Source organism: Burkholderia sp. S171, assembly GCF_009766085.1.
In the GTDB taxonomy this organism is placed as follows: domain Bacteria; phylum Pseudomonadota; class Gammaproteobacteria; order Burkholderiales; family Burkholderiaceae; genus Caballeronia.
Map to the genome: position 1 here is coordinate 59,688 of NZ_LMUF01000027.1, position 11,633 is coordinate 71,320.

10 protein-coding genes are annotated in these 11,633 nt (G+C 61.6%); 2 read left to right on the forward strand and 8 right to left on the reverse strand.

The genetic code is table 11. From position 1 onward, the window contains the following. Nucleotides 1-2: 2 nt before the first annotated feature. The 6 genes from GSQ93_RS13400 to GSQ93_RS13425 are packed head-to-tail and all read right to left on the reverse strand — an operon-like array spanning nucleotide 3 to nucleotide 8,060. On the reverse strand, nucleotides 3-1,559 hold the full coding sequence (locus GSQ93_RS13400; protein ID WP_158936171.1) for an AMP-binding protein: 1,557 nt from the start codon (nucleotides 1,557-1,559) through the stop codon (nucleotides 3-5). Further along, entirely contained in the window at nucleotides 1,552-2,085 is a 534-nt protein-coding gene (locus GSQ93_RS13405; protein WP_254073867.1) for a (2Fe-2S)-binding protein, read from the reverse strand. Before GSQ93_RS13405 ends, GSQ93_RS13400 begins: the two co-directional genes overlap by 8 nt. Beyond that, nucleotides 2,082-2,897: a xanthine dehydrogenase family protein subunit M gene (locus tag GSQ93_RS13410; RefSeq protein ID WP_158936173.1), complete on the reverse strand. Its 816-nt coding sequence runs from the start codon at nucleotides 2,895-2,897 to the stop codon at nucleotides 2,082-2,084. Before GSQ93_RS13410 ends, GSQ93_RS13405 begins: the two co-directional genes overlap by 4 nt. Continuing rightward, nucleotides 2,894-5,959 carry a molybdopterin cofactor-binding domain-containing protein gene (locus GSQ93_RS13415; RefSeq protein WP_158936174.1) on the reverse strand — a complete coding sequence of 1,022 codons (3,066 nt, stop codon included), beginning with the start codon at nucleotides 5,957-5,959 and terminating at the stop codon, nucleotides 2,894-2,896. The genes GSQ93_RS13410 and GSQ93_RS13415 overlap by 4 nt, the downstream gene beginning before the upstream one ends. Next, a complete protein-coding gene (locus tag GSQ93_RS13420) occupies nucleotides 5,956-6,579 on the reverse strand; it encodes a UbiX family flavin prenyltransferase (RefSeq protein WP_158936175.1) in 624 nt (207 codons plus the stop codon). Before GSQ93_RS13420 ends, GSQ93_RS13415 begins: the two co-directional genes overlap by 4 nt. Further along, on the reverse strand, nucleotides 6,579-8,060 hold the full coding sequence (locus GSQ93_RS13425) for a UbiD family decarboxylase (protein ID WP_174254616.1): 1,482 nt from the start codon (nucleotides 8,058-8,060) through the stop codon (nucleotides 6,579-6,581). The genes GSQ93_RS13420 and GSQ93_RS13425 overlap by 1 nt, the downstream gene beginning before the upstream one ends. A gap of 304 nt (nucleotides 8,061-8,364) precedes the next feature. Between GSQ93_RS13425 and GSQ93_RS13430 the strand changes: the two genes are divergently transcribed. Further along, complete coding sequence (locus GSQ93_RS13430) at nucleotides 8,365-9,279, forward strand: LysR family transcriptional regulator (RefSeq protein ID WP_158936177.1); 915 nt, start codon at nucleotides 8,365-8,367, stop codon at nucleotides 9,277-9,279. A gap of 18 nt (nucleotides 9,280-9,297) precedes the next feature. On the opposite strand, the gene GSQ93_RS13435 is transcribed toward GSQ93_RS13430, so the two are convergent. Together GSQ93_RS13435 and GSQ93_RS13440 are read right to left on the reverse strand one after the other, a co-directional pair. Next, the gene (locus tag GSQ93_RS13435; RefSeq protein WP_158936178.1) at nucleotides 9,298-9,690 is read right to left on the reverse strand and encodes a VOC family protein; all 393 of its coding nucleotides are present in this window, start codon (nucleotides 9,688-9,690) and stop codon (nucleotides 9,298-9,300) included. A gap of 26 nt (nucleotides 9,691-9,716) precedes the next feature. Next, complete coding sequence (locus GSQ93_RS13440; protein ID WP_158936179.1) at nucleotides 9,717-10,085, reverse strand: YciI family protein; 369 nt, start codon at nucleotides 10,083-10,085, stop codon at nucleotides 9,717-9,719. A gap of 220 nt (nucleotides 10,086-10,305) precedes the next feature. Here GSQ93_RS13440 and GSQ93_RS13445 point away from each other — a divergent pair, with 220 nt between their 5' ends. Beyond that, entirely contained in the window at nucleotides 10,306-10,710 is a 405-nt protein-coding gene (locus tag GSQ93_RS13445) for a DUF6232 family protein (protein ID WP_158936180.1), read from the forward strand. The last annotated feature ends 923 nt before the right edge of the window (nucleotides 10,711-11,633 follow it).

Sequence of the window (11,633 nt, forward strand, 5' to 3'; positions counted from 1 at the left end):
GGTTACTCCTTTGTTGTTTCGGTAGAGTTGTTCGTGGTGTCGATGTCATATTCACCGGCGGACAATTTGCGGCGCAGGATCTTGCCGACGGGGGACTTCGGAATGTCGTCGACAAAAACGTAGTCACGAGGCCGCTTGAAATTCACGAGATCCGACTCGCGGCACCAGGCGTCAAGCGCACCGGCATCGACATAATCACGGCGCTTGATAAACGCGACCACGCGCTGTCCCCAACGCTCGTCCTTCACGCCTGCGACTGCCACTTCGTCCACGGCCGGATGCAGCGACAACACCGATTCAATATCGACCGGCGAGATGTTTTCTCCGCCGCTGATGATCATGTCGTCTACCCGGCCGCTCACAAAGAGGTCACCGTCGTGGTCGAAGAACCCCGTGTCGCCGGTGAAGTACCAGCCGTCGCGCAAGGACTTTGCATTCGCGTCCGGACGATTCCAGTAACCTTCAAAGGCTTCGTCGCCGAGGAGGTCTGCAATGATCTGGCCTTCCTCGTGCGCAACCGCGAGATCGGTCGGCGAGGCCGCATCCAGCTTCACGATGCGTAGCCGCGTGTTGATACCCGCACGTCCCGCGCTGCCGGGCTTGCGCGTGGCGTCCTGATCAATGCTGCAGGTGTACACCTCGGACGATCCGTAGTGGTTCACGAACAGTTCGGGCTTGAATGCGGCGGACAGACGCTTCAGCAGGCCATCGCTCATGGGCGCGCCCGCGAAGCCGAGCTTCGTCACCGAGGTGATCTTTGCGTCCGTGAAGCCGGGCGCGGCCAGCAGGTCGTGATAAAGCGTGGGCACGAGATACAGGCACGTGAGTTTGAATCCGCCAATCGACTCCAGCGCCTGGACCGCGTTCCAGCGCCGCACGCAAACGAACAGGCCGTCGATCAGCGCCATGGCGAGCAGCGAGCGTACGCCCATGGTGTGATAAAGCGGCATGACGCCCAGCGTGCGTTCGCCATAGCGATACAGGTTCTGCGCGACATGTGCGAGCGCAGCAGCGCGCTCATGCCGATGACGGCGCGGCACGCCCTTCGCCTTCCCCGTTGTCCCGGAGGTATAGAGGATCAGCGAGATGTCGTCGGCTGTGGCTTCTGTCGTGAGGCTGACGCTCCCGGCGTTCGAGCGCAACAACGCATCGAACGAAGTCGTACCGCACGCATCGTCCAGCGCGATACGCGGCAGCTTCTGCGCCGCTTCGCTTGCGTACACCGCGTCGGCGGAAACCGGTTCGAATACGATCGCTTTCGCGGCCGAATCGGTCACGCAATAGTCGAGTTCATCGGGCTTTGCGCGCCAGTTCAACGGCGTCATGACGATGCCCGCAAACTGGCAGGCCCAATGCAACGTGGCCATTTCCCAGCGGTTTTGCAGCACGACGAGCAATCGGTCCCCGCGTGCGAGACCCAGCTCGCGCAAACCACCGGCGGCCTTGAGGATGGTGTCATGCCACTGTGCGTACGTCAGCCTGATGTCGCCATCGACGAGGGCAAGTGTGTTGGGGCTGCGCTCAACGCTTTGCAAAAAAGTCCGGCCTAGATCAAGCATGTTCCGGCTCCTTCTTGCTGCTCTTGTTACGCTGCGCCGCTACATCAAGCACCGCCGCCACGATCGGCGTGTAGCCTGTACATCGGCACAGATGGCCCGACAGCATCTCGCGCACTTGCGTTTCCGTCGGGTCCGGTACGCGCTTGAGATAGTCCGCACACGACATCAGAATGCCCGCCGTGCAAAAGCCGCACTGCAAGGCGTGATGACGTTGGAACGCGCGTTGCAGATCGCCTAGCGTCTGGTCAGGCGCGAGACCTTCAACCGTGTCCACACGGCGTCCCTCCACCTGCACCGCCAGCATCAGGCACGACCGCGCCGCCACGCCGTCCACATGCACGGTGCACGCACCGCACACGCCATGTTCACACCCCACGTGCGTGCCGGTCGCGCCCAGTTCATGCCGCACGAAATCGGACAGCAGGTCGCGCGATTCGCAATAGCCCGTACGCTCCCGACCGTTGAGCGTTACGGTGATACGCCGGCGCTCGCCCTGCGCAAGCGTGGTGGATGATGTCTTGCTCACTTCGCCTCCTCTATTACGCGCCATCCGAGTTGCCGCACCAGATGGCGTCTATACATTGCGCTGACATGGGTGTCGTCCTGCGCGTTCAGCTTCCAGCTCAAGTCGTTCAGCGCGCCACGCAGGTCGTCGCCGTGCAGCCTTGGCCATAACTCAACCGTTGGCCGGTCCGCCACGCCGCCTACGGCGATCCTGATCGATGTATCGGTGACTACGGCGGCGCACGCGACCATCGCGAAGTCGCCGTGGCGTGCTGAAAATTCGGTAAAGCCGTAATGCTCGCCGGCTCGCTTCAGCGGGAACCGCACACCTTCAACCAGTTCGTCGGGCTCGCGCGCGGTCATCAACATGCCCTGAAAAAAATCTTCCGCCTTGAGCACGCGCTTGCGTTTCTTCGATCGCAACATCACGTCGCCGCCCAGCACCGCGAGCACCAGCGGCAGCTCTGCGCTAGGGTCTGCGTGAGCAATTGACCCGCATACGGTGCCACGATTGCGGATCTGAAAATGCGAGATGTGCGGGAATGCGAGCGCAAGCAAAGGGACTTCGTTCTGCAGTGACGCACGCCATTCCACGCTGCCTTGCGTGGCGGCCGCGTTCACGACAAGATGATCATGATCAATGCTCACGCGGTCGAGTTCCTCGGTGCGCGAAATATCGACCAGTACTCGCGGTTGTGCGAGCCGCATGTTCAGCACGGCCATCAGCGACTGGCCGCCTGCAAGAATGCGCGCGTCTTCGCCGGTTTGCGCGAGGGCTTCTAACGCGTCATGCGTGGAAGCGGCGCGCAGATAATCGAATGGTGCCGGCTTCATGACTTCCTCCTGAAGCGCGCAACGAGCCGGCCGAGCCACGAACCACCGGTTTTTACGGGCTTGCCCGCCGCCTGACGTCCAAGCGATTCAAACAGTTGGCGCAATACGACCTTCGCCGCGCCTTCGAGCATCCGTCCGCCCACGGCGGCGACCTTGCCCGAAACTTGTGCCTCATAGTCGTAGCTGAGCCGCGTGCCGGTACCTTGCGGCGTAAGTTCCACGAGACCATTGCCACGCGCGCTGCCCAGCGACGACATGCCTGCGCCGGCGAGACGCAACCGGTGCGGTGGATCGAGATCGGACAGCGTGATCTCCGCTTCGAAGCGCGCCTTGATCATCCCCACACCCACGGTCACATCGGCGCGATATGCGTTCTCACCCTTCGCTTCAAGCGCGTGACAACCGGGGATCACCTTGGCGAGCGCGTTCGGATCGAGCAGCACGGCGAAGATCGCTTCCGGCGATGCAGCGAGATCCACGCTGCCTTGCGCGGTCAGTGCTTTGCCGCCCGGCAAGACTGGCTTCTTCTGTTGCGTCTCCCGGAACTCGGGCCGCGAAGGTTCCGGGTCATCGATACCGACCAGCGCCATGACTTTCGAAGGCGTAAGCGGCAAACGGATGTCCTCTACGCCGAGCGCGTCGGCCACTGCATTCGCTATGCAGGGCGGCGTGCTCATGTTGTTGCCTTCACCCAGCCCCTTGGCGCCAAGAGGCGTGAAAGGCGATGGCGTCTCCAGATGAATGATCATTGGATCGGGTACTTCGCAGGTGGTCGGCATCAGGTAATCGGCTAGCGTGCCGGACTGAAAGCTGCCGTCGGAGCCATATCGAAACTCTTCCATCAACGCCGCGCCAAGTCCTTGCGCGAAGGCCCCGCGAATCTGGCCGTCGGCGAGTGCGGGGTTCAGCAGCGTGCCGGCATCGTGCGCGGTCACATAGCGGTCGATCCGCACGCGCCCCGTTGCACGATCCACTTCCACGCCGCACATATCGAAGGCAAAACCATAAGCCGCCGACGTATTGATGCGGTCCTGCTCATCGGGCGCGTCCATGTTTTCCGGCGTCCAGAACACCGTCTCGCGCAGACCCGGTTCTTCGCCTTCAGGCAGCAACGCAGGCGCCCAATGCGGGGCGTTGCTGGCTACGCGGCCGAAGGGCATTGCGCTCGATTCGTCGTTTGCTTGGTAGATGCGTCCGCCTTCAAAACGGATATCGTCCGGCTTGCACTTGAGCTGCGACGAAACAATGCGCGCCAGCTTGTCGCGCACTCGCACGGCCGCGAGATGCACCGTGCCGGCGACCGCTCCAGCGAAGCGGCTCGAATAATTGCCGGCTGCCACCGACCACGCGTCCTTGTGCGTATCGAACTCGACGTTCACCACGATCTCGTGCGGCGCGAGCCCGAGCACATCCGCGACCACCTGCGCGCAAACGGTCATGTGCCCCTGCCCCGCCGGTGTCGACGCGACCGTCACCACCACGCCGCCAAGCAGGTCGACACTGACCGTCGCGCTTGCAATCGCACCGTTCTTTGGACCTGCCTTCTTGCGTGCTTCGGCGGGCATCACGGTCGTGATGTAACCCATGTTCGATACCGACGGTTCAACGATCGCCGCAAAGCCGATGCCGTACAAACGGCCTTCCTTGCGCGCGGCTTCGCGGCGTGCCTTGAGCTCGTCGTAACCGCCGTCCGCGAGCGAGCGCCGCAACGCTTCCTGATAGTTGCCCGAGTCCAGCAACGCACCCGCCGCCGCACGATAAGGGAAGGCATCGGCGGGAACGAAATTGCGCCGGTACACGTCCAGCACATCAAGCTTCAACTCGATCGCAATACGTTGCATCAGGCGTTCAAGCGCGAAATAAACCTGTGGGCCGCCGAAACCACGTACGAGGCCCGTAGGCGTCTTGTTGGTCAGCACAACCCTGTTGCGCACCAGCAGCCCGGGAATGGCATACGCGCCCGTTAAACAGCCGTGCATGCGATAAAACGTGGCAGGCTCAGGCGCACGCAGATACCCGCCGCAATCCTCGATCTGGTCGTAGTTGAGCGCGGTGATCCGGCCGTCGTTTTCCACGGCCGCTTCGAGCGTGGTCAACCGCGCCGTGGCGGAGGTCGCCGCGCTCAGGTGTTCGAGCCGGTCTTCCACGTATTTCACCGGCGCGTTGGCCTTGCGCGAGGCCAGGCACATCAGCACCACGTAAGGGAATACGGCCTGCTTTACGCCGAAGCTGCCGCCCGAATCGCGCGGCGCCTTGTGACGCAAGCGATTAGCCGGCACGTTCAGCGCGAGCGCCATCACTGCGTGCAGCGAGAACGGTCCCATGAAATTGGAGGTGACGTCATAGCCTTCGTCGCCGGAAAGATACTCGGCTATCACCACGGCGCATTCGATCGGCGCACACGTATTACGCGGATAGTGCGCTTCCAGCTTCACGCGATGCGGCGCGTTTGTGAATGCCGCTTCGGGCTCGCCGTATCGAAAACTCCGGTCGCTGATCACGTTGGTCTGGACGTTCGAATGCAGCACCGGCGCGTCGCTTTTGAGCGCGCCTTCTATTGACGTCACCGGGTCGAGCGTCTTGTACTCCACCTTGATCAGGTCGAGTGCGTCCTCGGCCAGCGCGCGCGTTTCTGCCATCACCACCGCGACCGGTTCGCCGACGTATCGCACGCGGTCGGTCGCGAGCGCCCACTGTTCCATCTTCGATTTCACGCCAACCACGAACGGGCGTGACCACGCAGCAAGGTCGTCACGCGTCAGCAGCGCTCGCACGCCTTCGCATGCGAGTGCAGCGGTGGTATCGATCGAAATCAGTTCGGCATGGGCGTGCGGCGAGCGCAGGACGGCTGCGTGCAGCGTGCCCGGCTTGATACCCAGGTCGTCGCCATATCGGCCGCGGCCAGTCAGGATGGCGGGGTCTTCAAAACGTTCGAGCGACTTCCCGATATACGTGTTTTTTGGCTTCAGCGGCGGCGCCTCTTGCACCTCGTGCGCGGTTTCAACCGCCTCGGATGCGCGCGCGTCGATACCGGCTAACCCGGTCTGTTCGCGCTGGTTCATTCGTCCGCTCCTTCGTCGCGTCGCGCGCCGAACTCATCGGCAAGACCGCTCCATCGCCGGGCAATTTCGCGGTGCTCAATGCTGAACAGATCGAGAATCCGGCCGACGGTATGGTCAACGACATCTTCGATGGTCTTGGGATGCGCATAAAACGCCGGGACCGGCGGCATGATGATCGCGCCCATCTCGGTCGCCATCGTCATGTTGCGCAAGTGCGCGAGATTGAGCGGTGTTTCGCGCGCCACCAGCACGAGGCGGCGGCGCTCTTTCAGCATCACGTCGGCGGCGCGCGTAAGCAGGTTATCGGCAAAACCATTCGCTACGGCGGCCAGCGTTTTCATCGAACACGGGGCCACAACCATGCCGCTGGTCACGAACGAACCGCTTGCAATCGACGCGCCGACGTCGCGGACGTTATGCACGACATCGGCCAGTGCATCGAGATCATTGCGCGTAAGCCCAAGCTCCTGCGCCGCCGTCACCGCGCCCGACGCCGACACGATCAGATGTGTCTCGTGCGTGCCGATCCGGCGCATCGCAGCAAGCAGCCGCACGCCGATGACAGCGCCGCTCGCCCCCGAGATGCCGACGACCAGGCGCGGCTTTTGATCTGCGCTCATTACGTCTCGCTCAGATAAGTGTCGAAGCCGTCGTTGTCGGGAGCAACGAGTGCGTCGAGATCGACCGCGTCGTAGCCGGGAATCCGCACGCGAGTAAACACATGGCCCGAATAGACCACCGGGCGCGTGGCGTCCAGGCCCATCTTCGCGCTGAGGCCCTGCAAATGCGGGGGCGAATCGTCAGGATGACCAACGGTCGTCGACGGGTCCAGCGGCGACCCTTGCGCGCCTTCGATCAACACTAGATCGCGGTCCGCCTGGAAACGCGTAGCGATCGCCCATTCAATTTCGGCGGGATCGTGAATGTCGACATCGGTGTCCACGACCACGACCTGCTTGATGTCGTAATGCGCACCGAATGCACACAGGATCACGTTTTTCGCCTCGCCCTCGCGCTTCTTCGCGAACTGCACCCACAGGTGATAACGGCATACGCCGCCCACTGAAAGATGCACGTCGGTGACGCCCGGATGACTGCGTTGAAGGTGCGATAAAAGCGTCGCCTCGCGCGGAATCCCGCCGAGCAGCAAGTGCTCCATTTCAGCTGGCACGATGGTGTGATAAACCGGCTTCTGCCGGTGCGTGACCGCCGTCACCTCGATCACTTCGCGCGCTTCCCGTGCGCTGTAGTACTTCGGAAATTCACCGAACGGCCCTTCTGCCTCGCGCACGTCCGGCAGGATGCGCCCTTCGATCACGATCTCCGCAAACGCCGGCACACGCACGTCGTTCGTCACGCATTTAACGACCGGCAAGGGCGTGCCGTGCAGCGCGCCGGCGATCTCCAGCTCATCGAAATCGATCGGAGAAATGGCTTGGGACGCGAGCATGGTCAGTGGATCAACACCGATCGCCACGGCAATATCGAGCGCATCGCCGGCCGCTTCGGCGGTTTTCTGGAATGCATAAAGATGGCGCGGCAGCAGCAGGATCGCCATGCGATCGCGAGCGTGAACCTGGATACGGTTGATCGACACGTTCTGTATGCCGGTGCGGGGGTTCCGTGCGATCACGAGACCTGCAGTGATGTACGGACCGTTGTCGTGTTCGCTATGGGTGGGGATCGGCAGCAACGCGTGAAGGTCGATGCCGCTGGTATGCACGACTTGCTGGCAAGCGGCTTCTCCGGCGGGCACTTCTTTCCAGGGCAGCGGATGATCCGCTGCATCGCGGAAACGCTGCAACAGGTCTTTTTCCGTCACGCCCATGGCCTCGGCAATCCACGCGCGCCTGGACATAAAGCCGCTGACCACCGGCATGTCATGTCCACCGGGCGCGAGGAATACGGCCGCTTGCTTGCCGTCGAGTCGCTTCGCCACGGCCGCAAGCTCGTGTTTCAGCGCGACCGGTTTAGCGATGGTCGCGACGCGCCCCGTGGCGGAAAGGTGCGCGAGCCAGCCACGCAATGACAACGCGTCGAAGGATTGGCGGGCTGGTGAGGGTGTTGCTGAGCCGTTCGTCGCGGCGTCACGTTGATTCATCTGCGTCTCCATCATTTCTGAAATGAAGCGTAGCGACAACGCGATATAACTTCTAATACTGTTTTTTGATGCTCCCGATCAGTACCCGTGATATCCGTGTTTGCCCTGATGTAAGTCGTTCGTTAGTGGAATATCACTATCATGGGGCTTGGGCGCGGAATCTCCCCGCCGCGCGTCTGATAAACAATCGCTCCTTCATTAGACTTATTGATGGACTGCGGGCCGAGCCGGTTTCCTCGCTTTGCAGATTACCCGCAGGCTACCCGCAGGCTACCTGCAGGCTACCTTTACCAAGCCAACCTAAATGGACCTGAAGCAGATTCAGTATTTCATCGCCCTGTTCGAGGACGGCTCTGTCACACGGGCAGCCAAGCGGCTGAACATCGTGCAGCCTGCCTTGAGCATGCAGATCGCCAAGCTGGAGGACGAACTGCATCAACAGCTCTTTGAACGCGGGGCGCACGGCATGGCTCCCACCGCAGCGGGACGGCTGATGTACCGCCTCTTCCTGCCGATCATGCGTGACCTCGCGCACGCGCGCCAGCAACTGGTGCAGCGGGACGAAGTGGTGACCGGGCATGTATCGATCGGCTTGATTGCGTCGGTGACGGAGAGCGTGCTGGCGGATTCGCTGTCGCGGTTTCACGCGCGTTATCCGCACGTCGAAGTCACCGTGGCCGACGGTTACAGCGCGACGTTTATCGACTGGGTATCGGGCGGACAACTCGACGCCGCGCTGATCAACAAACCTCGCGCGCGCCTGTCGCTCGATTCGCAGCCCTTGCTCGATGAAGAGATGGTGCTGGTCACCAGCGCCGTGCATGGTCCTGACTTGCCGCACGCCATTGAGCTTGCGCAGCTTCCTGAACTCGAACTGGTGTTGCCGACGAAGCGCCATGGACTACGCGGCGTACTCGATACCGCCGCGCAGCACGAAGACGTGCTACTCGCACCACGCTTCGAGATCGACGTGCTGAGCACGATCGTCAAGCTGGTGGAAAGCACGCGCTTCGCGACGATCCTTCCGCGCATCGTGGTGGAGCGCGCGGTGCGGCTCGGCACGCTGCGCATCTATCCCATCCTGGCGCCGCGGATCGTGCGCCATATCTTGCGGATCAGCCATCCGCGGCGCCCGTTGAGCGCGGCGGCGGAAGCGCTGATAGCCATCATTGCCGACGAATTACGGCTCGTCTCCAGCGAGTCGACGATGGAGGCGTGAAGGTAGTAACTAATGCGTTTATCGCTCCTCGAGCACCGAGAGAATATTGCCCGCCGGGTCCTTGAACCAGGCAATCACCGGGCCTTCGGCGCCGCGGCAAATTCCTTTGGCGTCGGTCTTGAGACTCGGCATATCGTAGTGTTCGAAATTCACGCCGCGCGTGCTTAACGCGTCGACTGCTTGTTCGACGCTATCGACCGGGAAGTTGAGTACCGTGTACGTCGCCGGCACGTGATCGGGTTTGGGATAGACCAGTACATTGTTGCCGCCCGCCAGATGCAGCTTGAGAATGCCCATGGGCTCGCTCGTCACCTTGAGGCCCAGGGCCTCGCTGTAAAACGCCTTCGCTTCAGCGAGATCCTTCACTGCGAAGCCGCTGAATGCGGGGCTGTCTTTCAATAGCGTTTGCATCGTTTGCTCCTTTCAGTTTGTGCAAGTCATGCGTCCGACCACGACGCGTGCAACTCCTTGACCGGACGGACTTCCACGCCGCCCAGGCGCGCGCCGGGAAACCCGGAAGCCACGCGCATGGCTTCATTCATGTCGCGTGCCTCGATCAGAAGAAAACCGCCCACTTGCTCCTTCGTCTCGGCGAACGGGCCGTCCGTAATGGAGACCTCGTCGCCGCGAACCCTTAGCGTGACGGCTTCCTTTGCGTACTGAAGCGCCTGCGCTGCAATGAGCTGGCGGCTCTCGCGCAGGCGTTCGTCGTATGCCAGGGATTCATCGACTAATGCGTCGTACTGCCGTTTCGACAGGTCGTCGAGCACGCGTTCGTCAAAGAAAATGAGGCACAGGAATTTCATCGATGTCTCCGGTTAGGGGTGGCTTCACTCTGTTGACGCATGAGCAGGGTCGAAATCGACAGAAATCGGGTGCGAAAAAGTATCGAAATGTAACGACCGGACTAGCGTGCCCGGCCGGCATTGAGCCAGGGCGGATTCTCATGCGACGATAGGCGGGATGCCCGGGGCCGGGCGTGTCTGTTAATCTGCGCCTTTCTTTCCGCCGACAAGACTTCGAACCATGCAACAGGATCTCCCTTTCAACGAACGAGGTATTACGTTTGCCCGCGCCGGTCTGAGTGCGTCGGGCCAGTTGTTTCCGTTGCGCGATTTGCTCGGGGCAACGGTCGTGATGGTGCCGCGGCAGAAGCCCTTGCCTATTGCGCTGGGCGTGATCGGTTTGATCGTGGCGGTGACGGGGGGAATTCTCGGATCAGGACCGGCGTTGCTGCTGGGCGTGATGATTTCGGTGGTGGGATATTTGTCGTGGATTACGCAGGATGTGATCTACCGGATGTACGTCACGACGCCGGCAGGCGAGCGTGAGGTGTTCACGACGAAGGACGAGGAGTTTGCGCAGCGTGTGGCGAAGCTGGTGCGCGAGGGTATTCCGGCGGCACCGACGTCTGCGCCCGCGTCGGTTTAACGCTTTCGCCGGTTTAACGCTTTCTTTATACGGACTGCAGCGATTGATGCCTGTTGTTAATGCCTCGCTCGCTAAAGTGGTGTTGTTCCCACCACCGCCCGTCGCGAGACGGTGCACCATCCGATGCTTCAGGCAAGCGTTGCTTCCCCGGTCCGTTCCCCTTCAGTTCCTGTGGCTCAGCCGTTCGTTCGGGCCACGCGAAAACTTCACACGGTAGTTGCGTTCGATCTCATCCTGCCGGGGCTTGACTCCAGCGGGCCGCGCCGCGTTTTACAGAAGGCGCTGGGGGCTGAGGCCCGCATGCAGGTGGTGGCGACGGATCGCCGGCATGAATGCGTCACGTTGCACGTGGAAGTGTCCTCGCGGACGTTGAGTGATGTGATTGGGGTGGTGACTTCGCGGTTTGAGCAAGCGACCTTGGGTCACGCGACTACGTTCACGTTGCAGCGCTAGTCTGGTTTCGCTCGCGCCGGTGGACGGGTTGTTGAGGTTCATCGGCGGGAGGTTGGGGGTGATGCCGGGGTGCTAGGTTTTGGCGGTAGTGGTTGGGGTTAGTGCTGGGGGGTGGTTGCGGTGTTAGCGGTTGGGGTCAGTGCCGGGTTGGTGCTTTCGGCCTTAGCGGTCTGCGAGAGTCGGATTTTCTCTTTATCACTGTTAGCCACTGTGCGTGGCGGCACGTCATTTCTTTGTCCAAAGCGACAAAGAAACGAAGCAAAGAAAACGCTTTTAACCACGCTACCCTAAGTGTCCACAGCGTGCGGTTTTGATTCATAGGTGCCCCAAAAGCACGGTGCTCGCCAGAGCACCGGATGTGTGAAACCCTCCTTCTCCGAACTCAGCTTTTGACACGCTTCGCCACCAGTGATTGAACCTGCCCAAGGTTCACCCCGCGCTATCCGCGGACAACCTTCCACCGAATTTGT

What these genes read in the sequence shown, in the direction of transcription:
- GSQ93_RS13435 (WP_158936178.1), bottom strand. Translation starts at nt 9,690, where the DNA reads ATGCAAACGCTATTGAAAGACAGCCCCGCATTCAGCGGCTTCGCAGTG.
- GSQ93_RS13425 (WP_174254616.1), bottom strand. Translation starts at nt 8,060, where the DNA reads ATGAATCAACGTGACGCCGCGACGAACGGCTCAGCAACACCCTCACCA.
- GSQ93_RS13420 (WP_158936175.1), bottom strand. Translation starts at nt 6,579, where the DNA reads ATGAGCGCAGATCAAAAGCCGCGCCTGGTCGTCGGCATCTCGGGGGCG.
- GSQ93_RS13400 (WP_158936171.1), bottom strand. Translation starts at nt 1,559, where the DNA reads ATGCTTGATCTAGGCCGGACTTTTTTGCAAAGCGTTGAGCGCAGCCCC.
- GSQ93_RS13430 (WP_158936177.1), top strand. Translation starts at nt 8,365, where the DNA reads ATGGACCTGAAGCAGATTCAGTATTTCATCGCCCTGTTCGAGGACGGC.
- GSQ93_RS13410 (WP_158936173.1), bottom strand. Translation starts at nt 2,897, where the DNA reads ATGAAGCCGGCACCATTCGATTATCTGCGCGCCGCTTCCACGCATGAC.
- GSQ93_RS13445 (WP_158936180.1), top strand. Translation starts at nt 10,306, where the DNA reads ATGCAACAGGATCTCCCTTTCAACGAACGAGGTATTACGTTTGCCCGC.
- GSQ93_RS13415 (WP_158936174.1), bottom strand. Translation starts at nt 5,959, where the DNA reads ATGAACCAGCGCGAACAGACCGGGTTAGCCGGTATCGACGCGCGCGCA.
- GSQ93_RS13440 (WP_158936179.1), bottom strand. Translation starts at nt 10,085, where the DNA reads ATGAAATTCCTGTGCCTCATTTTCTTTGACGAACGCGTGCTCGACGAC.